At 73.0% G+C, this 20,441-nt stretch carries 25 protein-coding genes and 1 riboswitch; of the genes, 14 read left to right on the forward strand and 11 right to left on the reverse strand.

What is annotated here, in order from left to right:
• Positions 1-117: 117 nt before the first annotated feature.
• Positions 118-540, reverse strand: coding sequence for an ATP-binding protein (locus tag ABD268_RS13445; RefSeq protein ID WP_344153429.1), 423 nt, complete (start codon positions 538-540; stop codon positions 118-120).
• A gap of 17 nt (positions 541-557) precedes the next feature.
• Positions 558-866, reverse strand: a complete 309-nt coding sequence (locus tag ABD268_RS13450) for an STAS domain-containing protein (protein WP_344152883.1) — start codon at positions 864-866, stop codon at positions 558-560.
• A gap of 103 nt (positions 867-969) precedes the next feature.
• Here ABD268_RS13450 and ABD268_RS13455 point away from each other — a divergent pair, with 103 nt between their 5' ends.
• Positions 970-1,644: a biliverdin-producing heme oxygenase gene (locus tag ABD268_RS13455; RefSeq protein WP_344152886.1), complete on the forward strand. Its 675-nt coding sequence runs from the start codon at positions 970-972 to the stop codon at positions 1,642-1,644.
• Here ABD268_RS13455 and ABD268_RS13460 read toward each other — a convergent pair.
• The 3 genes from ABD268_RS13460 to ABD268_RS13470 form a co-directional block, all read right to left on the reverse strand.
• Positions 1,622-2,443 carry a M55 family metallopeptidase gene (locus ABD268_RS13460; RefSeq protein ID WP_344152889.1) on the reverse strand — a complete coding sequence of 274 codons (822 nt, stop codon included), beginning with the start codon at positions 2,441-2,443 and terminating at the stop codon, positions 1,622-1,624. The two genes, ABD268_RS13455 and ABD268_RS13460, sit on opposite strands and share 23 nt — an antisense overlap.
• Positions 2,444-2,621: 178 nt before the next feature.
• Positions 2,622-4,037 carry an IS1380 family transposase gene (locus ABD268_RS13465; RefSeq protein WP_344152892.1) on the reverse strand — a complete coding sequence of 472 codons (1,416 nt, stop codon included), beginning with the start codon at positions 4,035-4,037 and terminating at the stop codon, positions 2,622-2,624.
• 125 nt (positions 4,038-4,162) lie between these two features.
• Positions 4,163-4,960, reverse strand: a complete 798-nt coding sequence (locus ABD268_RS13470) for a putative protein N(5)-glutamine methyltransferase (protein WP_344152895.1) — start codon at positions 4,958-4,960, stop codon at positions 4,163-4,165.
• 43 nt (positions 4,961-5,003) lie between these two features.
• On the opposite strand from ABD268_RS13470, the gene ABD268_RS13475 reads away from it, so the two are divergent.
• The 7 genes from ABD268_RS13475 (at position 5,004) to ABD268_RS13505 (ending at position 10,081) form a co-directional block, all read left to right on the forward strand.
• Positions 5,004-5,387: a hypothetical protein gene (locus tag ABD268_RS13475; protein ID WP_344152898.1), complete on the forward strand. Its 384-nt coding sequence runs from the start codon at positions 5,004-5,006 to the stop codon at positions 5,385-5,387.
• Positions 5,380-5,802: a hypothetical protein gene (locus ABD268_RS13480; protein WP_344152901.1), complete on the forward strand. Its 423-nt coding sequence runs from the start codon at positions 5,380-5,382 to the stop codon at positions 5,800-5,802. Before ABD268_RS13475 ends, ABD268_RS13480 begins: the two co-directional genes overlap by 8 nt.
• A gap of 116 nt (positions 5,803-5,918) precedes the next feature.
• A complete protein-coding gene (locus tag ABD268_RS13485) occupies positions 5,919-6,899 on the forward strand; it encodes a DUF6454 family protein (RefSeq protein ID WP_344152904.1) in 981 nt (326 codons plus the stop codon).
• A 50-nt stretch (positions 6,900-6,949) separates the two neighbouring features.
• Positions 6,950-8,134, forward strand: coding sequence for an oxidoreductase (locus ABD268_RS13490; RefSeq protein ID WP_344152907.1), 1,185 nt, complete (start codon positions 6,950-6,952; stop codon positions 8,132-8,134).
• Positions 8,135-8,154: 20 nt separating this feature from the next.
• Positions 8,155-8,946 (forward strand): NAD(P)H-dependent amine dehydrogenase family protein, encoded by a 792-nt coding sequence (locus ABD268_RS13495; RefSeq protein ID WP_344152910.1) that lies wholly within the window; start codon positions 8,155-8,157, stop codon positions 8,944-8,946.
• Positions 8,931-9,284: a hypothetical protein gene (locus ABD268_RS13500; RefSeq protein ID WP_344152913.1), complete on the forward strand. Its 354-nt coding sequence runs from the start codon at positions 8,931-8,933 to the stop codon at positions 9,282-9,284. Before ABD268_RS13495 ends, ABD268_RS13500 begins: the two co-directional genes overlap by 16 nt.
• Positions 9,281-10,081: an SDR family oxidoreductase gene (locus ABD268_RS13505; RefSeq protein ID WP_344152916.1), complete on the forward strand. Its 801-nt coding sequence runs from the start codon at positions 9,281-9,283 to the stop codon at positions 10,079-10,081. Before ABD268_RS13500 ends, ABD268_RS13505 begins: the two co-directional genes overlap by 4 nt.
• 51 nt (positions 10,082-10,132) lie before the next feature.
• Here the strand turns inward: ABD268_RS13505 and ABD268_RS13510 are convergent, their stop codons facing one another.
• The 3 genes from ABD268_RS13510 to ABD268_RS13520 all read right to left on the reverse strand — a co-directional run bounded on the left by ABD268_RS13510 (position 10,133) and on the right by ABD268_RS13520 (position 12,142).
• Positions 10,133-11,179 (reverse strand): MerR family transcriptional regulator, encoded by a 1,047-nt coding sequence (locus ABD268_RS13510; protein WP_344152918.1) that lies wholly within the window; start codon positions 11,177-11,179, stop codon positions 10,133-10,135.
• Between the two features lie 85 nt (positions 11,180-11,264).
• Positions 11,265-11,777, reverse strand: coding sequence for a DinB family protein (locus ABD268_RS13515; protein ID WP_344152921.1), 513 nt, complete (start codon positions 11,775-11,777; stop codon positions 11,265-11,267).
• Positions 11,774-12,142 carry a VOC family protein gene (locus ABD268_RS13520; protein ID WP_344152924.1) on the reverse strand — a complete coding sequence of 123 codons (369 nt, stop codon included), beginning with the start codon at positions 12,140-12,142 and terminating at the stop codon, positions 11,774-11,776. Before ABD268_RS13520 ends, ABD268_RS13515 begins: the two co-directional genes overlap by 4 nt.
• Positions 12,143-12,295: 153 nt before the next feature.
• Between ABD268_RS13520 and ABD268_RS13525 the strand changes: the two genes are divergently transcribed.
• Positions 12,296-13,360, forward strand: coding sequence for an MBL fold metallo-hydrolase (locus tag ABD268_RS13525; RefSeq protein WP_344152927.1), 1,065 nt, complete (start codon positions 12,296-12,298; stop codon positions 13,358-13,360).
• On the opposite strand, the gene ABD268_RS13530 is transcribed toward ABD268_RS13525, so the two are convergent.
• Positions 13,357-14,145, reverse strand: a complete 789-nt coding sequence (locus ABD268_RS13530; protein ID WP_344152930.1) for a hypothetical protein — start codon at positions 14,143-14,145, stop codon at positions 13,357-13,359. The two genes, ABD268_RS13525 and ABD268_RS13530, sit on opposite strands and share 4 nt — an antisense overlap.
• A gap of 139 nt (positions 14,146-14,284) precedes the next feature.
• On the opposite strand from ABD268_RS13530, the gene ABD268_RS13535 reads away from it, so the two are divergent.
• Positions 14,285-14,551, forward strand: a complete 267-nt coding sequence (locus ABD268_RS13535) for a hypothetical protein (protein WP_344152933.1) — start codon at positions 14,285-14,287, stop codon at positions 14,549-14,551.
• 55 nt (positions 14,552-14,606) lie between these two features.
• Here ABD268_RS13535 and ABD268_RS13540 read toward each other — a convergent pair whose 3' ends face one another.
• Positions 14,607-15,047 carry a GNAT family N-acetyltransferase gene (locus ABD268_RS13540; protein ID WP_344152936.1) on the reverse strand — a complete coding sequence of 147 codons (441 nt, stop codon included), beginning with the start codon at positions 15,045-15,047 and terminating at the stop codon, positions 14,607-14,609.
• Positions 15,044-15,961, reverse strand: coding sequence for an alpha/beta hydrolase (locus tag ABD268_RS13545; protein WP_344152939.1), 918 nt, complete (start codon positions 15,959-15,961; stop codon positions 15,044-15,046). Before ABD268_RS13545 ends, ABD268_RS13540 begins: the two co-directional genes overlap by 4 nt.
• Before the next feature lie 92 nt (positions 15,962-16,053).
• Between ABD268_RS13545 and ABD268_RS13550 the strand changes: the two genes are divergently transcribed.
• The 4 genes from ABD268_RS13550 (at position 16,054) to ABD268_RS13565 (ending at position 20,439) form a co-directional block, all read left to right on the forward strand.
• Positions 16,054-16,647 carry a carboxymuconolactone decarboxylase family protein gene (locus ABD268_RS13550; protein WP_344152942.1) on the forward strand — a complete coding sequence of 198 codons (594 nt, stop codon included), beginning with the start codon at positions 16,054-16,056 and terminating at the stop codon, positions 16,645-16,647.
• Entirely contained in the window at positions 16,644-17,525 is an 882-nt protein-coding gene (locus ABD268_RS13555; RefSeq protein ID WP_344152945.1) for an RNA polymerase sigma-70 factor, read from the forward strand. Before ABD268_RS13550 ends, ABD268_RS13555 begins: the two co-directional genes overlap by 4 nt.
• A 27-nt stretch (positions 17,526-17,552) precedes the next feature.
• Positions 17,553-17,674, forward strand: a riboswitch (TPP riboswitch).
• Positions 17,664-18,728 (forward strand): thiamine ABC transporter substrate-binding protein, encoded by a 1,065-nt coding sequence (locus ABD268_RS13560; protein WP_344152948.1) that lies wholly within the window; start codon positions 17,664-17,666, stop codon positions 18,726-18,728. (Overlaps the previous riboswitch by 11 nt.)
• A 13-nt stretch (positions 18,729-18,741) precedes the next feature.
• Entirely contained in the window at positions 18,742-20,439 is a 1,698-nt protein-coding gene (locus tag ABD268_RS13565; RefSeq protein ID WP_344152951.1) for an ABC transporter permease, read from the forward strand.
• Positions 20,440-20,441: the final 2 nt, after the last annotated feature.

A 20,441-nucleotide genomic window follows, 5' to 3' on the forward strand; every position in this document is an offset into this window, starting at 1 on the left:
ACCGCGCGTCGCAGACACGCTGAACCCGCACCGACCCCACGCCAGAACAGAGGCGCCGCCACGACAACCAGTCGCGACGGCGCCTCACCCTGCCCCTTGACAGGAGATCCCTACATATCAGCCGACGGCGAGCACCGCGGTGACCCGGGTGCCGCCGGTCCCGTCGAACCACCAGGCGGTCGTCAGGGCCTGCACGATGGCGAGGCCGCGGCCGCGCGGTGCGTAGGGGTCGGGCGCCACGACGTGGGGGACGGTCGTCCCCCCGCCGTCGAACACGCTCAGGCGCAGGGCGTCGCCCTCCAGCTGCCAGGAGACCTCGAGCCCGTGCTGCGGGTCGGGGCGACCGTGGTCGATCCCGTTGGCGACCAGCTCACCGAGCACCAGCGCGGCGTCCTGCCGGATGTGGGCGCCGAGGCGCTCGCGCTCGACGAAGGCCGCGAGCAGGGCCCGGGCCGCGGCGTTCGTGGTCCGGTTGAACGGCAGCTCATGGACCTCCGCCCGCGCCGCCTGGTCTGCCCCCCGCGCGTCCCCCGCCTCCATCACGCCCGGCCCCTTCCTCAGTCCGTCTCGTGGTCGAGCCCGCAGATCGTCAGCACGCGCTGGGACAGGGACCCGTCGACGGCACGGAGGCCGAGCCCGACGCCGGCCTGGTCGGCCGTACGACGCGCGGTCGCCAGCACGCCGATGGCCAGGCTGGGCAGGTACTCCACCTCGCTGAGGTCCACGGTGATCCTGCGCTCGAACTCGCGGCTGTACTTGGTGAGCTCCTCGCGCAGCACGACACCGGCCGCCTCGTCGACCTCACCACGAACGGTGAGCACCGACGACGCCTCGTCGAAGCTGGAGGAGTAGTTCTGATCATCCACGGCGTGAGGGTAACCCGAGCCGGGTGCGGTCGGCTCCACCCGGCTGGTGACGGGCACCTGCTCCCGTAGCCTGTGGAGCGACGCCGTCACGTGAGGAGCAGCAGTGGACCACCCGGTGGGTGACCTGTCGACGCCGCTGTCCGTGGCGATGCGGGAGGGGTCCCGACGCGAGCACGAGCAGGCCGAGGGCACCGACTTCGTGTCCGACCTGCTCGCCGGTCGCGCGCATCCCCACCAGTACGCCGCCTACCTCGCGCGGCTGCGGGACGTCTACGCCGCCCTCGAGCAGGCGGTCCGCGACCATCGCGACGACCCCGTCGTCACGCAGGTGTACGACGAGACCCTGTGCCGCCTCGACGCCCTCGACGCCGACCTCGAGTTCTGGTCGGGCCCGGACCGGTCGACCGGCTCGCCGGCGGCGGACCGCTACCGCGAGCGGATCGACCGCGCGCGGCGCACGCCGCTGCTGCTGGTGGCCCACCACTACACCCGCTACCTCGGCGACCTGTCCGGCGGCCGGATGCTCGCGCAGGCGATGCGCCGTGGCTACGAGGGCCTCGACCGGGGCGGCCTGGCGTTCTACGAGTTCGACGCGATCCCCAAGCCGGTCGCCTACAAGCGCGCCTACCGCGACCGGCTGGACGGCCTCCGGCTCAGCCCGTCGCAGCGGACGGCCATGGTCGAGGAGGTGCGCAGCGCCTTCCGGCTCAACCACGCGCTCCTCGACGAGGTCGCCACCCTGGGGGCCGGCTGCGTCACTCCGCGATGTCCCGGGTGAGCAGCACGACGTTGATGAACCGGCGGTAGAGCCGGACCGGGTCGTCGTCGGTGGTGGACGCCGCGGTGGTGCCGGTGCGCTCCACCCCGGTGATCCAGGTCGCCATCTCGGCCAGGTCGGCGTTGCGGAAGGTGATCTCGAGCGTGGCGGGCATCTCGACCCGCGGCGGCCGGGCGTCCGTCAGCCCGGCGATCGCGGCCCGCGCCCGGTCGTGGATCAGCTCGCGGGCGACGGCCGGGTGCAGGCTGTCGGCGGCGAACCGGGAGATCGCCGCCTTCACCACGGCCGTCCGGACGCCCGGGCAGAAGGTCTCGGCCTCGGCCGCGGTGACGTCGTCGCCGGTCACCAGCACGACGGGGACGGCGTACGCCTGCGCCACCAGGGCGTTGATGCCGGACTCGCCGACCACGGCCCCGTTCAGCCGGACCTCGGCGATCGCGCGCGGGTTGTAGGTGTGCGAGAGCGGCGAGGAGGTCGACATCGAGCCGTGGTAGGAGACGAAGAAGACCGCGTCGAACGAGCTGTCGAGGCCCTGCATCATGTACATCGGCTTGTGCCGGCCCGAGATGTAGCGGGCGCTGCCGGCCAGCGTGTCCGGGCGCAGGTTCTGCATCCTGGAGTGGGAGTCGTTGACCACGAACTCGTCCGCGCCGGCGGCCCGGGCTCCCTCGATCGCCGCGTTGACCTCGGCCTGGAGCAGGGACCGGTAGTAGTCGTACTCCGGCTGGCCGGCCAGGCACTGGGACCAGTCGACGACCCCGGCGGTGCCCTCCATGTCGGAGGAGATGAAGACCTTCACGCGACCTCGATTCGTGGTGGCTGGTTCGTGGGCGAGGCTAGCCTCGATGTTTCGCGAGGTTGGTTGCATGTGGCCTAGCTCGGGGCATCTGGCGGTGCTGTCAGCGGCGCGCGTGGGATCCCCGGCGTTGCGCTCGCCGGTTCTCCGATGTCCTTGGTGGTGACGGGGGCGGGGGTGTTCAGGCGGTTCGCAGGTTGGCCCAGCCGGTGTCGATGAGCCGGTTCCAAGGCCAGTCTCGTGGGAGCCGGACTCGTCTTCGGCGGCCGGTGCGGATGATGCGTCCGGCGACGGCGAGGATCCGGAAGCGGAGTCGTTTGGGTTCCCAGCGACGGGCGGGCTCGTGCTCGCCGAAGGCCAGGGTCTGGGTCCAGGCGAGCAGGTCGGCGGCCAGGGCGACGACCTCGACCCAGATCCGGTTCTGGGCGTAGCCGTGGAAGGGCAGGTTCCGCAGGCCGGTGTCCTTCAGCCCGCGGATGCGGTCCTCGCAGCGGGCGCGTTGCCGGTGCCGGACCTCCAGGTCGGCCAGTCGCCAACCGGCTGAGCGTGGGGTGTTGGTGGCGAAGCAGGTGATCCGCCAGCCGTTGTGGTCGGTCAGCCGCAGCTGGGCGCCGGGGTGGGGCCGCTCGCGGCGGGCGATGACGCGCATCCCGGTCGGCCATTCCTGGGGGCCGAACCGGGCCGGTGACCTGGTGGGTTTGGTCGGGGGCGGCATCCAGGCGGTGAGCTCGGCGACCTGGGCGCCGTCGCGGGGCTGGCCGTCGCCGTCGATCGCGGCACGCCAGGCCTGTTCGGGGATGGCCTCGATCGCGGCCTGCACGCCTTCCCGGCCGGGGAACCCGATGGAGTACTCCAGCCCGGCGCCGGTGATGTGGTGCAGGAACGCCTTGGAACAGGCACCGGTGTCGGCGCGGACCAGCACCTGCCCCCGTTCCTGCCCGGGCAGCTGGGCCAGCGCGGCGTCCAGGGTGCTGATGTGGTCGGCGCTGTTCCACGGCGAGGCCTTGCCCGGGCGCAGGTCGACCGCGAGCGTCTCACCGGTGCCGTGGACGCCGTGGTCGACGAACGCGCACATCGGCGCGAACCCGTAGCCCCGCTTGAAGGTCGGCTCGGCGCCCTCCTTGTCCGAGTGCGCGGTCACCAGCGTGGCGTCGAGGTCCACGACCACCTGACCGCCGGCACGCCGACCAGGAGCTCCGGCCAGCGGCCGGCGCCGTGCCCACACCGCGGCCCGCGCCTGCGCACGTGCCTCGCGGATCGCGGTGACCGCCTCTTCGACGTTGAGGGCCAACGCTGCGAACAACCGAGAGACGGTGGGATCCGAGGCGACCGGTCCGAACACCGCGGGCTGTGCACGGACCGCGGCCACGTCGGCCAGGCAGTCACCGCCGAGCGCGACCGCGGTTGCCAGGTCGAGCAGAACCTTGCCCGGGTCGTGAATCGCTCGGGGCGATCGCCACCCTGATAGGGCCCGGGACAGGCCGCGGTCAACGCCCGCGATCCGGATCGCCTCCCGCAGCAGTAACGCCCCAGAGGACGAGATCAACGACTCGCGGACGGGATCGAGAACCAGATTCGGGACCGGGCTACGCTTCACCTGCGGAGTGCCTCTCTGCGCGGTGGATCTTGACCTTCGACAAGCCAAGAATCCCGCGCCAGATGGGCACTTCCGTGCTTCTACTGCCGGTGTCGCCTCACTCGTTCATGAAAGCCCGAGGCTAGCTAGGCGCTGTGGCCCCGGCCGGCACCGACCTCGGTGCCGACGACGACCGTGCCGCCGACGTCCTCGTCGTGCACGACCTCGGTGTCCAGGCCGGCGGTGGTCATCAGCGCGGCGGTCGCCGGCGCCTGGGCGACGCTGGTCTCGATGAGCAGGTGGCCCCCGGGTGCCAGCCAGGCGGGGGCGCCGGCCGCCACCCGGCGGTGCACATCGAGCCCGTCGGCTCCGCCGTCCAGCGACACCCGGTGCTCGTGGTCGCGCGCCTCGGGCGGCATCAGCGCGATCTCGTCCGTGGGGACGTACGGCGCGTTGCACGCCAGCACGTCGACCCGGCCCCGCAGCCCCTCCGGCAGCGCGTCGTACAGGTCGCCCTCGAGGACCCGGTCCGGGGGCAGGTTGCGTCGGGCGCAGGCCACCGCGGCCGGGTCCAGCTCAGCGGCGTACACCTCGGCGGTGGGTACGGCGGCCAGCACGGCCGCGCCGACGGCGCCGGTGCCGCAGCACAGGTCCAGCACCACCGAACCGGGACCGGCCAGGGCGGCGGCCCGGCGGGCCATCAGCTCGGTGCGCCGGCGGGGCACGAAGACCCCGGGCGCCACCACGATCCGCAGCCCGCAGAACTCCGCCCACCCGACCAGCACCTCGAGCGGGGTGCCGTCGACCCGGTCCGTGACCATCCGTTCCAGCTCCTCGGCCGACGACGCCGCGTCGACGAGCAGCGCGGCCTCCTCCTCGGCGAAGACGCAGCCGGCGGCGCGCAGTCGCGCGACGATGCCGGCGGGCGGTGCTGCTGGGGCCAAGGCGGGTCTCCGGGGTCGAGGGGCGGCAGGCGATGATGCTCCCATGCAGTCCGCCCTCCACACCCCGCTCGGCCAGCTCACGCTCGTCGCCGCGGGGTACGCCGGCCTGGTCACGCTGGTGGCGCTGGTCACCACCGTGCGTCGGGTCCCGCGACCGGCCTGGCTCGACCACATGGTCTGGATCCTCGAGCTGCTGCTCGCGGTGCGGGCCGTCGCCGGGCTGGGCAGCATGCTGGGCGGGCAGCGTCCCGAGGAGATGTCGGCCCACGTCGGCTACCTGGTCGCCTCGGTGTGCATCCTGCCGATCGCGATGCAGTCGATCTCCGACGACCGGGGCACCTGGTCGTCCGGGGTCGTGACGGTCGCCGCGCTGGCGGTGACCGTGGTCGCCGTACGCCTCCAGATGACGTGGGGGCACGGTGCCTGAGCCGGCTCCCCGCAGCGGTCCGCACAAGGTGCTGCTCGCCTTCTACGCGCTCTTCACGCTGGCCGCCGGGGCCCGGGCCGCGGTCCAGCTCCTGACGCAGTACGACGAGGCGCCCGTCGCCTACTGGCTCTCTGCGGCCGCGGCGGTGACCTACGCGCTCGGGTGGTACGCCATCCGGCGCGCCTCGGTGGGCCACACCGGCTTCGCCAGCGTGATGCTCTGGGTCGAGCTCGGCGGCGTGCTCACGGTCGGCACCCTGAGCCTGGTCGAGCGGGACTGGTTCCCGGACGCCTCGGTGTGGTCCGACTACGGCATCGGCTACGGCTTCGTCCCCGCGGTACTGCCGATCGCGGGGCTGCTCTGGCTGCGCCGGCAGAAGCAACAGGCGCCCGAGGGCGCCCGCGCGGGCGCGTAGCCCGAACGGGTCCCGGCCGTCCCGGGTCTCCCTCGCGGCTGCCCACGAGTCGCTGGACGTTCACCCGCCGTCCCTAGCGTCGCGGTGGTCTGCCCACCATCGAAGGAGCCTGACCCGTGCGACGACCGACCCTGCTCACTCTCGCCTCCGCATCGCTGCTCGCCCTGACGGCCGGCGGCGTAGCCCTCGGCCAGGCTGTCGGGTCGGAGGCGGCCACCGCGCCTGCCCCCGACGGCGAGCTCGCCCGCGACTTCGGCGCCGTCGACCGCAACACGGTGTGGGACGAGGTCGACCGGTTGAAGCTCGACTTCCCGACGTTCCACCCGGAGGGCCTCGTCGTCACCGACGACCACATCTTCCTGTCCTCGGTGGAGGTCATCGAGCCGACGCAGAAGTACCCGAGCCCGGTCGACGGCTACGACCGCACCGCCGGCAAGGGCGTCGGGCACCTGTTCGTCATGAACCGCCGGGGCGAGCTGCAGAAGGACATCGAGCTGGGGGAGGGCGACATGTACCACCCCGGCGGCATCTCCTCCGACGGCACGAACGTCTGGGTGCCGGTCGCGCAGTACCGGCCGGACAGCAGCTCGATCATCTACAAGGTCAACGCGCAGAGCCTGAAGGCGACCGAGCAGTTCCGCGTGGACGACCACATCGGCGGCATCGTGCGCGACGAGACGACCGGCCACCTCGTGGGCAACAACTGGGGCTCGCGCCGCTTCTACGACTGGAGGCCGGACGGCAGCACCGCCAGCACCTGGGCCAACCCGAGCCACTTCATCGACTACCAGGACTGCCAGTACGTCCCCGCGGGCAAGATGATGTGCGGTGGTGTCGCCGACCTGCCGCAGTCGCCCGCGGGCGGTGGTGCCGCGTCGACGTACGAGCTCGGGGGCATGGCCCTGATCGACCTGCACACGCACGCGATCCTGCACGAGGTGCCGTTCCAGCGCTGGTCCACGGCCGGCCACGTGATGACCCGCAACCCGCTCAAGCTCGCGGCCGACGGGAAGCGGCTGACGATGTGGGCCGCGCCCGACAACGGTGACGAGGGCAACGGCACCGAGCTGTTCACCCTCGAGGCCGACGTCTCGTAGCGGGCCCGTCCCGGCTCGCGGGGACCTGCAACGTGTTCTAGATTGCCGGGGTGGCTCCCGACGTCTTCGCGCCCGCGACCCTGGGGCCGGCCCGGCTGCGCAACCGCATCGTCAAGGCGGCGACGTTCGAGGGCCGGACACCGCACGGGCAGGTCACCGACGAGCTGGTCGCCCACCACCTCGCGGTCGCCGAGGGCGGCGTCGGCCTCACGACGGTCGCCTACCTCGCGGTGGCGCCGGAGGGGCGCACCCACCACGAGCAGGTCGTGGTCGGCGAGGACACCCTGGCCGGGCTGGCGCGCCTCGCCGAGGCCGTGCATGGCGCCGGTGCCGCGATCGCCGGCCAGGTGGGGCACGCGGGGCCGGTCGCCAACGGCCGCTCGAACGGCGTGCACGCCCTGGCGCCCAGCCGGATGCCGAGCCCGCTGTCGATGCAGCTGGTCCGGTCGGCCACCGAGCAGGACCTGAGCCGCATCACCGCGGCGTACGTCGCCACCGCGCGCACCCTGGTCCGGGCCGGCTTCGACGTGCTCGAGCTGCACATGGCCCACAGCTACCTGCTCTCGAGCTTCCTCGCGCCCGGGCTCAACCGCCGCAAGGACCGGTGGGGCGGGCCCCTGGAGAACCGGGCCCGGCTGGCCCGCCAGGTGGCCCGCGCGGTGCGCGACGAGGTCGGCGGCGAGGTGGCGGTGACCGCGAAGGTCAGTCTCGCCGACGGCTTCCGTGGGGGCGTGACCACCGAGGAGGGCCTGGAGGTCGCCCGGCTGCTCGAGGCCGACGGCACCCTCGACGCCCTGCAGCTCAGCGGCGGCAGCTCGCTGATGAACCCGATGTACCTCTTCCGCGGCGGCGCCCCGGTCAAGGAGTTCGCCGCCGCGATGCCGCTGCCGGTGCGCTGGGGGATGCGGGTCGGCGGCGGGCGGTTCCTCAGGGAGTACCCCTTCGAGGAGGCCTACTTCCTCGACAAGGCACTGCGCTTCCGGGAGGCGCTGTCGATGCCGCTGATGCTGCTCGGCGGGATCAACCGCCGGGACACCATGGAGCAGGCGATGGCCCACGGCTTCGAGTTCGTCGCCATGGGTCGCGCGCTGCTCCGCGAGCCCGACCTGGTTCGGACGCTCGAGGAGGAGCGCCGGGCAGAGGGGCTGTGCATCCACTGCAACCGGTGCATGCCGACGATCTACTCGGGCACCCGCTGCCCGGTGGTCGAGGAGGCGCCCTTCCCGCCTACCTAGAACGTGTTCTAGATTGACCCATGGTCTCGACGAGTCTGCCCGAGGGTCCGCTGCCTGTCGTCGCCTGGTCGACGGGGACGGTCGGCCGGCACGCCATCGCCGGCATCGACGCCCATCCCGATCTGGAGCTCGTGGGCGTCTGGGTGTCGAACCCCGCCAAGCACGGCAAGGACGCGGGGGAGCTGGCCGGGCTCGGCCGGGAGCTCGGGGTCCGCGCCACCACCGACCGGGACGCGCTGCTGGCGCTCGAGCCGGACGCGATCGTGCACACCGCGATGGCCGACGACCGCGTCCTCGAGTGCATCGAGGACCTCTTCGGGTTCGTCGAGGCCGGCGTCAACGTCGTCTCGAGCGGTCCGGTGCTGCTGCAGTGGCCCGAGCGGATCCTGCCGGCGGAGATGCTCGACCGGCTCGTCGCGGCGGGGCGTCGTACCGGCGCCAGCCTGCACGTCAACGGCATCGACCCGGGCTTCGCCAACGACGTGCTGCCGCTGTCGCTGACCAGCCTCTCGCAGCGCATCGACGAGGTGCGGGTGATGGAGATCGCCGACTACTCGACGTACTACCAGCCGGTGGTGATGCGGGACATCTACGGCTTCGGGCAACCGCTGGAGCACCGGGCGATGCTCTGGGAGCCGGGCATCCTGGGTACGGCGTGGGGCAGCGTGGTCCGGCAGCTCGCCGCGGGACTGGGCATCACCCTCGACGAGCGCTCGAGGAGGTGGTCGACCGCCGTCCCGCCGAGCGCGACCTCGACACCGCGTCGGTCCGCATCCCGGCCGGCAGCATGGGGGCGGTGCGGTTCCAGGTGATCGGCAAGGTCGACGGGGTGCCGCGGGTGGTGCTCGACCACGTCACCCGCACCGCCGAGGACCAGGTGCCCGAGTGGCCGACGCCGCCGGAGGGTGGCGGCTGCTACCGGGTCGTGATCACGGGCGAGCCGTCCCTGCGGTGCGACCTCGTCCACCACGCCGAGCACGGCGACCACAACGTGTCGGGGATGATCGTCACCGCCCAGCGGCTGGTGAACGCCGTGCCCGCCGTCGTCGCCGCCCCCGGCGGCCTGGTCACCGCGCTGGACCTGCCGCTGGTGACGGGGACGGGGCTGGTCTCGACAGTCTCGACAGGCTCGTCCGACGGAGCAGCATGAGCATCCTCGACCGCTTCACCGTCACCGACCAGGTCGCCGTCGTCACCGGCGCCGGGCGCGGGATCGGCGCCGCCACCGCGCTCGCCCTCGCGGAGGCGGGCGCGGACGTGGTGATCTCCTCACGCACCGCCGCCCAGCTCGAGCAGGTCGCCGAACGCGTCCGGGCTGCCGGCCGCCGGGCGCTCGTCGTCCCGGCCGACCTCAGCGATGCCGACGCGGTCGCCGGCCTCGCGCAGGCGGCGTACGACGAGCTCGGCCGGCTCGACACGGTGGTCAACAACGTCGGCGGCACGATCCCGAACGCCTTCCTCGACACCGACGTGGCCTACCTCGAGGAGGCCTTCCACTTCAACGTCAGCACGGCCCACGCGCTGAGCCGGGCCGCGGTCCCGCTGATGCTGAAGGGTCCGGACGACGCCCCGAAGTCCATCGTCACCATCAGCTCGATGATGGGCAGGGCCTCCGGCCGCGGCTTCCTCGCCTACGGCACGGCCAAGGCCGCGCTCGCGCACTGGTCCCGGCTCGCCGCCGCCGACCTCGCGCCGCGGATCCGCGTGAACGGGATCTTCGTCGGGTCGGTGATGACCAGTGCTCTGGAGCTCGTCGCCGGGGTGCCGGAGATGTGGCAGCAGCTGGAGTCCAGGACGCCACTGGGCCGGGTGGGCGAGGCCGAGGACGTCGCCGCGGCCGTGCTGTACCTGAGCTCGCGGGCCGGGCAGTACGTCACCGGCAAGATGCTCGAGGTCGACGGTGGCATCCAGGAGCCCAACCTCGACCTCGGCCTGCCCGACCTCTGACCGCCGGCGCGGCCCGCACCTGAGCGTGGGCCGGGACGGGGTCGGCCGTGCTCACGCGAGGTCGGCCACGACCAGGGCGAAGTTGTCCGGTGCGCCGGCCGCCTCGACGGCAGCAACGACCCGGTCCGCCACCTCCTCGGGGTCACCACCGCCCAGGAGCCCGGCGAGCTCCTCCGCCGGGAGCACCGCGTGCACCCCGTCACTGGTGAGGACCAGACGGTCACCGGCCCGTGCGTCGTGCACCGAGAGGTCGGCCTCGGCCGGTGCGTCGGGCGCCAGCGCCCGGTTCAGGCGGACCCGGTCGGGGTGGCAGCGCGCCTCCTCCTCGGTGAGCCGGCCCTCCTCGATCAGCGCGGTCACCATCGAGTGGTCACGGGTGAGCCGCTCGATCTCGCCCGCGCGCAGCCGGTAGAGGCGGGTGTCCCCGATGTGGGCCACGGCGACCTCGCCGTCGCGCAGCCAGCAGGCCGTGAGGGTGGTGCCGCCCGCGGCCTGGTCGCTGATCCGTGCTCCGGCCCGGGTCACGGCCGCCTCCAGCCGGTCCAGGGCGGCGCCGGCCGCCACCCCGTCCAGCGCGGCGACCTCCTCGACGGCGGTCCGGGACGCCCGGTCGCCCTCGCCGAAGCCGTCGGCGACGGCGAGGACGGCAGTGCCCGCGTAGGCCGTGTCCTGGTGGGTGTCACGACCGCCGATCCGGTCGCGGACAGCGAGTCGGACGGTCCAGTCGTGGGTGGGTCGGGTGGTGCTCATCGGTGCCTCCTGGGCTCTCAGCTGCGAGACGAGGGAGGCCACGAGCTCACGCCGAGAGGCCGTGTCGGCCTCCACCTGACGCCAGTACGCGCTCAGCTCGGCCAGCGCCGCGGCCGGCTCCTGCTGAGCCATGACCCGCACCCGCGACAGGGGCATCCCGATCAGCCTCAGGCGGGCCACCAGGCGCGCGGCGTCCAGCTGCTCGGGTGAGTAGCGGCGGTAGCCGGAGCCCGGGTCCACCTCTGCGGGCGGCAGGATCTCCAGCTCGTCGTAGAGCCGGAGCGCCTTGGCGGTGAGGCCCGAGGCGACGGCGAAGTCGCCGATGCCCATGAGTGCACGTGTGGTCACTGACCCATCCTCGTCTCCCGGTGTCGGTCACCGGAGTGGCGACTGTGGGGTCTCCCGCTGGGGGAAGGTCAAGCCCCGTTGGCCGTCAGTCGATGACCATCCAGGTCCGGCCGTCGATCAGCTCGCGTACGGCGTCGAGGTGGCCGGCGTGGGTGGCCGTCTCCGTGATCACGTGCATCAGCACCTCGCGCAGGCTGTCCATCCGGAACTCGCCGAAGAAGTCGGGCCACCAGGCGGGCGCCGCGTCGAGCGGAGTGCCCGCGACGATCGCGTCGGTCCGCTCGGCCTGCTCGCGGTAGAGCGCCAGGACCTGCTCGGCGGACTCCTCGGGACCGACCTGCCAGGCGCTCACGGTGGCGGCCGCGACCTCGTCCTTCACCGCCTGCTCGCCGGCCACGACGCCACGGAACCAGAACTGCTCGTCGTCCAGCGCCAGGTGCCGGACCAGCCCGAGGCAGGACCAGCCCGAGGGCAGCACCGGACCGCGCAGGGCCTCCTCGTCGAGGCCCTCGAGGATGCCCAGGACGTGGCGGCGCTGGGAGCGGAGGTGGGCCAGCAGCAGCTCGGCCTCGGCGGTCATCGCCTGGGAGGTGGTCACGAGGCCTCCAGTCCCTGGGCGACTTCCCAGCTGTGCCCCGCGGGGTCGGTGAAGGTGGCGACGCGCATCCCCCACGGCCGGTCGACCGGGCCCACGAGCAGGGTCACGCCTCGGTCCCGCAGGTGGGCGCAGACCGCGTCCACGTCCTCGACCCAGATGCTGACCTGGAAGCGGGCGCCGGCGCTCCGGTCGGCCACCGGTGCCGGTTCGACCAGCCCGGCGCCTTCGGAGCTCTGCAGCAGGTTGATGAGGAGGTTGTCGAACTTGAGCGCGGCCGAGACCTCGTCCTCGTAGACCACCGGGACGCCGAAGACGTCCTGGTAGAAGGCCTTGGCCTCCGGCACGTCCTCGACGAACAGGCTCATCGCACTGATGCTGCCCAGTGTCTTCACGTCAGCCCCCATCGGGCTCCCCCTGAGTCATGTGGTGAACGGATTCCCACACCGTAGACCGCTCGCGCGGCCGGCCCCGGGACCTCGCGGACGCGGCCGCCACCCGCCCCGCCTAGGGTCGAGGTCGTGAGCTCCTCGACCAGCACCGCCCACGCCGTCTCGCCCGACTCCGGGCGGCACTGGACCGAGCCGGGTGCCTGGCGGGTCGCCGACGGCATCCACCGGATCCCGCTGCCGCTGCCGATGGACGGGCTGCGGGCGGTCAACGTCTACGTGATCGAGACCGAGCGCGGGCTCACCCTGGTCGACGGGGGCTGGGCCATCGACGAGGCCCGCACGCTGCTGGAGAAGTCGTTGGGCGAGCTCGGCTTCGCGTTCACCGACATCACCCGCTTCCTGGTCACCCACGTCCACCGCGACCACTACACGCTCGCGTCCGTGCTCGGTGCGGAGGTGGGGGCGCACGTCAGCCTGGGCCTGGGTGACAAGCCGACCCTGGACCTGCTGCACGCCGCGGACGAGGTGTCCGAGGACCCGACCCTGCTCGTGCTCCGCTCCGCCGGCGCGCACCGGATCGCGGAGGAGTGGCAGCGCTTCACCGACGGCCGGCTCCCCGACCTGGGCATGTGGGGCTACCCCGACACCTGGCTCGAGGGCGACCACACCCTCGAGGTCGGCACCCGCACCCTCGACGCGGTGCACACGCCCGGGCACACCCAGGGCCACTTCGTCTTCGCCGAGCGCGCGGCCGGGCTGCTGTTCGCGGGGGACCACGTGTTGCCGACCATCACCCCGTCGATCGGCTTCGAGCCGGTCCCGGTCGAGCAACCGCTGCGCGACTTCATGGGCTCGCTGGCCAAGGTGCGCGCGCTCCCCGACCTGACGCTGCTCCCCGCGCACGGTCCGGTCGCCCCGTCCTCGCACGCCCGGGTCGACCAGCTGCTCGCGCACCACGAGGTCCGGCTCGAGCTCTGCCGCGACGCGCTCGCCGGCGGTGCCGCCACGGCGTACGACGTCGCCGGTGAGCTGCCGTGGACCCGCCACGAGCACCGGCTCGCGGACCTCGACTCCTTCAACGGCGCGCTGGCGGCGATGGAGACCAAGGCCCACCTCGAGCTGCTGGTGGCCCGCGGTCAGGCCACCCGCGAGGAGACCGACGGCGTCGTGGTCTTCTCGGCGCCCTCCGACTAGCGGCCCGGGAAGTCCGCCGCGCCGTCGTCGGGCGCCAGGTCCTGGGCGGTCGTTCCGGACGCGACCTGCTCGAGCGTGCCGAACTCCGCGCCGGTGGCCCACCGGAACGACGTCGCACCGCCGACGTGGCCGGCCGGGAAGCCCAGGGTCAGCGAGGCGCCGCTGACGGTGACCGTGACACCGCTCGAGCCTCCGAACCGAGCCCCGTCGGGGTAGCGGTAGCTGGTGCCCCACCCGGACTCGGACAGGCTGGCCCACATCTCGTAGTCGACCCGGCCGTCACCATCGGTGTCGACGAAGCAGCCGACGTTCATGGTCCGGTCGTCGCCCTGCGACGAGGGCATCGGCGCGGCCACGTCGATGCGCACCCGGAACCGGTCGCCCGCCCGGGTCACGGTGGCCCCGGTGAGGTCGACGTACGCAGGCGCGCCGAGACCGCTGACGTCCCCCCGGGAGTCGGCGGTCGAGGCCGAGCCCGCGGGCGCCGGGGCAGTGGCGCTCGTCGTCGGCGCGGCCGGGGACGTGGCTCCCGCCGCGGAGGGCTCGCCCTGCTTCCCGCCCGTGGCCGGGTCGGGGTGCGCGGTGGTCTTCGCCGAGGCGTGGGCGGTGGCCTTCGGTGAGTGCTGCTTGGCGTGCTGCCGGTGCTTGCCGCGCTCGGGGCGGAAGGTGGGCGCGAGGTGCGACTCGCCCGACTCCGTCGAGCTGGTGTCGGAGGCCCCGATGGCGCATCCGGAGAGCGTGAGGGCCAGGCAGCCGACCACCCCGAAGAGAAATTGACGGATCATCCCAGAACCCTTGTGCTCGCGCCGACGTTTCCGAAACACTACTGCCCGGTAACGACACCGCGGCCAACACCTGGGGAGGGTGGACACCGGCACCCGCCGGGTCACGTGGGGTGTAGCCATTCATCCGAGAGGCAACACAATGCGCATCACCACCCTCGCCATTCCCGCCGCCGCACTCGCGCTCGCCATCGGCGGTGCCACCGTCGCGACGGCCGACCCGGGCCCCAACGGCCACAACACCTTCGGCCTCTGCACCGCCTACTTCGCGGGCTCGGAGAAGGGCCAGGAGATGAAGCACCAGGCCCCGCCGTTCGCCGCCCTCGAGCAGGCAGCGGAGGACAACGACCAGTCGGTCGAGGAGTACTGCGCCGCGAACGGCACCCACCCCGGCGGCGGCCAGAGCTGATCATCGCCTCACATCCCCTGTAGCACGGCCCGCGGAGCTCCTCCGCGGGCCGTGCTCATCCCAGGGGCGGGCCGGCTCGCCTGCGCATCGGCAGGTGCGGGATCCCGTCCTCGACGAACTCCGGGCCGTCGACCTCGAAGCCCAGCGTCGAGTACCAGCCGGCCAGCGGGGACTGGGCGTCGAGCACCACGTCGCGTCCCGGGCAGGCAGCCAGAGCGGCCTGCATCAGCGGATCGGCGAGCCCCCGCCCCCGGGCCTCGGGCGCCAGCACGACCCGGCCGATCCGCCAGACCTCGCCGTCGTCGAGGACCCGCGCGTAGCCCAGCAGCCCGTCGTCGTCCAGCAGGACGTGGCGGGTGCCGGGCTCGGTGTCGCGCCCGTCGAGGTCCGGGTAGGGGCAGGCCTGCTCCACGACGAAGACCGACTGCCGCAGCCGCCAGACGTCGTACGCCCTCCGGGCGTCGAGGCGGTCGAACGGGACCGCGACCACGCTCATGAGAGGAACGCCACCGTCCGGCGCCAGGCGCGCTCGGCCTCGGGCAGGAACGGGAGCAGCGGGTAGACGTGGATCAGGTCCGGCTCCTCGACGTAGGTGAGGCTCCACGACGACTCCGCCGCCCGGGCCGCCAGGAGCCGGCAGCCGGGCGCGAGCGTGTCGCGGGTGCCGCAGAACATCAGCGCCGGGGGCAGCCCGTCGAGGTCGCCCAGTGCCGGCGACACCTCCGGGCGGCCGAGGTCGCCGGGGGAGCCGGCCCACCAGCCGGCGTAAACGCGGATCTTGCCGAGGAACAGCCACGTGTCCCGGGCCGCGAACGCCTCGGTCTCGGGGGTGGAGGTGGTCAGGTCCCCCCAGGGCGAGTGCAGCAGCAGGTGCGAGGGTTGCGGCCCGCCGCGGTCGCGCAGGGTCTCGGCCACCGCGAGCGCGTAGCCGCCGCCGGCCGAGTCGCCGGCCAGCACCACCGGCTCCGGCTCGGTCAGCCAGCGCCCGGTCATGTCCGCGACCGCGGTGTGCGAGTCGCGCCACGTGTGCTCGGGTGCCAGCGGGTAGTCCGGCAGCACCACCCGCGCGCCGAGCGCCCGTGCAAGCCGGGCGGCGTACCGCACGTGGAACGCGTCGATCGGCGCGACGAAGCCACCGCCGTGCAGGTAGACCACGGTCCGGCGCGGCTCGAGGTGGCGCGCCGTGAGGACGTACGCCGGGAACTCGCCCGCCGGGCCCTTCAGGGTCTCGGTGACCACCGAGAAGTGCCGGTGGAAGCGCGGCACCAGCCGGGTCGGCAGCGCCCGGTCCAGCCCGTCGTGCCAGCGCTCGAGCCGGGCGCGCTCCGCGGGCTCGCTGTCGAGGTCGCGCGACTTGCGCACGCGCGGCACGACCTGGGCGAGGAGCTGGTGACGACGGCTCGGCGACATGACGCCGAGGTTGCCACAGCCCGGCCTGTCACAGGGCGCGGGTGGCCGGTGTCTCGTGGTCAAGGACGACCACTCGAGACGGAGGCAGTTCGATGTCCAGCCCCAGCACGTTCCGGATCCCCAAGGCCGAGATCAGCGGCGCCTACGGCGCACTGGTGAAGATGTTCGCCCGGCGCATGCTCGGCGACGAGCTCCCCGACAACCTCTACGTGTACTTCCACAACAAGCCGGTCCTGAAGGCCGTGATGTCCTTCTCCGGCAAGGTCCGCGCGTGGCACGTGCTCGACCCGACACTGAGCTCCTACGCCCAGCTGGCCAGCGCCGGCGTGATCGGCTGCAGCTGGTGCCTGGACTTCGGCTACTTCATGGCCCACAACGACGGGCTCGACCTCGCGAAGGTGCGGGAGGTGCCGCGCTGGCGCGAGTCCGACGTGTTCACCCCGCTGGAGCGGGACGTCCTCGAGTACGCCGAGGCGATGACCGTGACGCCGCCCACCGTCACCGACGAGATGGTGGCCCACCTGGTCGGACAGCTCGGCGCCCCCGCGGTCGTCGAGCTGACCCAGGTGGTGGCGGTGGAGAACATGTACTCCCGGTTCAACTCCGCCGCCGGGCTGCACAGCCAGGGCTACTCCGACGTCTGCGAGCTGCCGCTGGCCCGCCCGACCGCGGGGGCGGCAGGATGACCACCGTGACCACGAGCGCGACCGACGCCTTCGTCGCCCACCGGAACCTGCTGTTCACGGTGGCCTACGAGATGCTCGGGTCCGCCGCCGACTCCGAGGACGTGCTGCAGGAGACGTGGCTGCGCTGGGCCGAGGTCGACCACGACGGCGTCCGCGACGAGCGGGCCTACCTGGTGCGGATCGTCACGCGCCTGAGCCTGAACCGGCTGCGCACCCTCCAGCGGCGCCGCGAGCAGTACGTCGGGCCGTGGCTGCCCGAGCCGCTGCTCACCACCCCCGACGTGGCCGAGGACGTCGAGCTGGCCGACAGCGTGTCGATGGCGATGCTCCTCGTCCTGGAGACCCTCGGGCCGACCGAGCGCGCGGTCTTCGTGCTGCGCGAGGTCTTCGACCTGGGGTACGACGAGATCGCGGCCGCCGTGGACAAGTCGCCGGCCGCGGTCCGCCAGATCGCGCACCGGGCCCGGGCGCACATCGAGGAGCGGCGTCCCCGCGCGGACGTGGCGCCCCGCCTGCGCGACGAGGTGATCGCGAAGTTCCTGGCCGCCGCGTCCACCGGTGACATCCAGAGCCTGATGGACGTGCTGTCCCCCGACGTGGTGCTGGTGACCGACGGTGGCGGGGTGAAGAAGGCGGCGCTGCGGCCGATCCTCGGGCGCGAGAAGGTCATGCGCTTCCTCGACGGCGTGGCCCCGGAGAAGGCCGAGGCCGACGTGGTCGTGGTCAACGGGGCGCCGGCGCTGCGGCTCTTCCTCGACGGGGAGCTCGACTCGATCGGGTCGCTGCTCGTCGAGGACGGCCTGGTGACCGGCATCTACTGGGTGCGCAACCCCGCCAAGCTGGCCCGGCTGGACGAGGTGGTCGCCCTCACCCGTTGAGCTCCCGCCGCGGGTCGTAGAGTGAGCGGCACAAGACAGGGGAGCACGCCCCGTCCGCGAGGACCAGCGTGCTGAGAGTGCGGATGAGCCGCAGACCCTCCGAACCTGCTCCGGCTAGCACCGGCGAAGGGAGTCCACATGAAGTCCAGCCGTGCGCTCAGCGCACTCGCGGCCCTCACCACCCTCGGCCTGACGGTCACCGGCTGCTCGACGGTGGGGGAGGAGTCGTCGGACACGAGCACGGACTCCTCCGTCGTCCTCGTCACCCACGACTCGTTCGTGCTGCCCAAGGCGCTGAAGAAGAAGTTCGAGCAGGAGTCCGGCTACGACCTGGTCGTGCGGGCCTCGGGCGACGCGGGGCAGCTCACCAACAAGCTGGTGCTGACCAAGGACGACCCGATCGGCGACGTGGCGTTCGGCGTCGACAACACCTTCGCCTCCCGGGCCCTCGACGCGGGGGTGTTCGCGCCGTACTCCTTCGACGAGCCGGCCGGCGCCGCCGACTACGCCCTGCCCGGTGACGACGACCACCGGCTGACCCCGGTCGACAACGGCAACGTCTGCGTCAACGTCGACGACACCTGGTTCGCCGACCACGACCAGGCCCCGCCGAAGACCCTCGACGACCTCACCGACCCGGCGTACCAGGACCTGTTCGTGCTCCCGGGTGCCGCCACCAGCTCCACCGGCATGGCGTTCCTGCTGGCCACCATCGCGGCGTACGGCGAGGACGGCTGGCAGGGCTACTGGTCGAAGCTGATGGACAACGGCGCGAAGCTGACCGCGGGCTGGTCGGACGCCTACGAGGTCGACTTCACCCAGGGCGGCGGCTCCGGCGACCGGCCGATCGTGCTGTCCTACGACTCCTCGCCGGCCTTCACCGTGCCGAAGGGCGCCAAGACCTCCAGCACGAGCGCGCTGCTGGACACCTGCTTCGAGCAGGTGGAGTACGCCGGCGTGCTCGAGGGCGCCGGGAACGTCGACGGCGCCGAGGCGTTCGTGCGCTTCATGGACAGCCCCGAGGTGCAGGCGGCCCTGCCCGAGAGCATGTACGTCTTCCCGGTCGTCGACGGCGTGAAGCTGCCCTCGGACTGGGCGAGGTACGCCGTCCAGCCGACCGACTCGTACGCCGTGGACCCGGCCGACGTCGCCGCGCACCGGGACGAGTGGCTGCGGGACTGGAGCGACATCACCTCCCGATGACAGCCCGCACCCGATGACTGCCCGCACCCGGTGGTCGAACCGCACCCGGTGGTCGAGCCGCACCCGGTGGTCGAGCCTGTCGAGACCGCTCGCCCTCGCCGGCCTCGCCGTGGTGCCGGTGCTGGTGCTCGGCGTGTTCTTCGTGCTGCCGGTCAGCGGGATGCTGCAGCTCGGGTTCTGGGCCGACGGGAGCTTCGACCCGGGCGCCGTCCTGGAGGTGCTCGGCCGCCCGCGCGTGCACCGGGTCGTGTGGTTCACGGTCTGGTCGGCGTCGGTGGCGACCGCGGTCGCCGTGCTCCTGGGCCTGCCGGCCGCGCACGCGCTGCACCGGCTGCGCTTCCCGGGCCGCGACGTGGTCCGGGCCGCGCTGCTGGTGCCGTTCGTGCTGCCCACGGTCGTCGTCGGCGTCGCGTTCCGGCAGTTGTTGGGGGAGGCCGGGCCGCTGGGGTTCCTGCGCCTCGACGGGACCGCCGTCGCGATCCTGGCCGGCCTGGTGTTCTTCAACGTCGCGGTCGTGATCCGGGTGGTCGGCGCGGCGTGGGAGTCCCTGGACCCGCGGCCCGGGGAGGCCGCGGCGGCGCTCGGTGCGAGCCCGGCCCAGGTGTTCCGGACCGTGACGCTGCCGGCGCTGCGGCCCGCGATCGTGTCGGCGGCGAGCGTGGTGTTCCTGTTCTGCGCGACCGCGTTCGGGGTGGTGCTGACGCTCGGCGGTCTCCGGTACTCCTCGGTGGAGACCGAGATCTACCTGCTGACCACCAACCTGCTCGACCTCCAGGCCGCCGCCGCGCTGTCGATCCTGCAGCTGGTGGCGGTCGTCGTGCTGCTGCTCGTCGCCGGCAGGCTGCGGGCCGTGCCCGACCCGGAGGTGTCGCGGGTGCTCGCCCGCCCGCGCTGGCCGGCCCGCGGCGACGTCTGGGCGCTCACCTCGACGCTGCTGCTGCTGGTGCTGGTGGCCGCCCCGATCGCGACCCTGGTGGTCGGGTCGCTGCACGTCGACGGTGACTGGAGCCTGGGCAACTACCGGGCCCTGACGACCAACGGCACCCACCAGGCCCTGCTGGTGCCCGTCACCGACGCCCTGGTGACCTCGCTGCGCACGGCGGTCGACGCGACCTGGATGTCGCTGTCGATGGGCCTGCTGGTGGCGTTCACCGTCACCCGCCGGTCGAGGTCGCGCGCCGAGCGGCGGGTCCGCCGCGGCCTCGACGGCCTGTTCATGCTGCCGCTCGGGGTCTCGGCGGTGACGCTGGGCTTCGGCTTCCTGATCACCCTGGACGAGCCTCCGCTGGACCTGCGCAGCTCGCCGCTGCTGGTGCCGATCGCCCAGGCCCTGGTGGCGCTGCCCCTCGTCGTCCGCACCATCGTCCCGGTGCTCGCCGGCATCAACGACCGCCAGCGCCAGGCCGCGGCCTCGCTCGGCGCCGGCCCGCTGCGCGCCGTGCTCACCGTGGACCTGCCGGTGGTCTGGAAGCCGCTGCTGGCCGCCGGCGGGTTCGCGTTCGCGGTCTCCCTCGGCGAGTTCGGCGCGACCTCGTTCCTGGCCCGCGAGGAGCACCCGACGCTGCCGGTGGTGATCTACCGGCTGATCGGGCATCCCGGGCCGATGAACTACGGCATGGCCCTGGCCGCCTCGGTGGTGCTCGCGGCGACGACGACCGTCGTGATGCTCGTGGTCGAGCGCCTCCGGGTGCCGTCCGTGGGAGCCTTCTGAAC

Origin of the sequence: Nocardioides koreensis, from assembly GCF_039531775.1 — a bacterium.
Taxonomy (GTDB): Bacteria; Actinomycetota; Actinomycetes; order Propionibacteriales; family Nocardioidaceae; genus Nocardioides; species Nocardioides koreensis.

Excerpts from the sequence above, each read along its gene's own strand:
- ABD268_RS13445 (WP_344153429.1), bottom strand. The coding sequence starts at position 540 with ATGGAGGCGGGGGACGCGCGGGGGGCAGACCAGGCGGCGCGGGCGGAG.
- ABD268_RS13535 (WP_344152933.1), top strand. The coding sequence starts at position 14,285 with ATGCGCATCACCACCCTCGCCATTCCCGCCGCCGCACTCGCGCTCGCC.
- ABD268_RS13475 (WP_344152898.1), top strand. The coding sequence starts at position 5,004 with ATGCAGTCCGCCCTCCACACCCCGCTCGGCCAGCTCACGCTCGTCGCC.
- ABD268_RS13565 (WP_344152951.1), top strand. The coding sequence starts at position 18,742 with ATGACTGCCCGCACCCGGTGGTCGAACCGCACCCGGTGGTCGAGCCGC.
- ABD268_RS13520 (WP_344152924.1), bottom strand. The coding sequence starts at position 12,142 with ATGAGCCTGTTCGTCGAGGACGTGCCGGAGGCCAAGGCCTTCTACCAG.
- ABD268_RS13550 (WP_344152942.1), top strand. The coding sequence starts at position 16,054 with ATGTCCAGCCCCAGCACGTTCCGGATCCCCAAGGCCGAGATCAGCGGC.
- ABD268_RS13555 (WP_344152945.1), top strand. The coding sequence starts at position 16,644 with ATGACCACCGTGACCACGAGCGCGACCGACGCCTTCGTCGCCCACCGG.
- ABD268_RS13495 (WP_344152910.1), top strand. The coding sequence starts at position 8,155 with ATGGTCTCGACGAGTCTGCCCGAGGGTCCGCTGCCTGTCGTCGCCTGG.
- ABD268_RS13545 (WP_344152939.1), bottom strand. The coding sequence starts at position 15,961 with ATGTCGCCGAGCCGTCGTCACCAGCTCCTCGCCCAGGTCGTGCCGCGC.
- ABD268_RS13560 (WP_344152948.1), top strand. The coding sequence starts at position 17,664 with ATGAAGTCCAGCCGTGCGCTCAGCGCACTCGCGGCCCTCACCACCCTC.
- ABD268_RS13530 (WP_344152930.1), bottom strand. The coding sequence starts at position 14,145 with ATGATCCGTCAATTTCTCTTCGGGGTGGTCGGCTGCCTGGCCCTCACG.
- ABD268_RS13505 (WP_344152916.1), top strand. The coding sequence starts at position 9,281 with ATGAGCATCCTCGACCGCTTCACCGTCACCGACCAGGTCGCCGTCGTC.
- ABD268_RS13540 (WP_344152936.1), bottom strand. The coding sequence starts at position 15,047 with ATGAGCGTGGTCGCGGTCCCGTTCGACCGCCTCGACGCCCGGAGGGCG.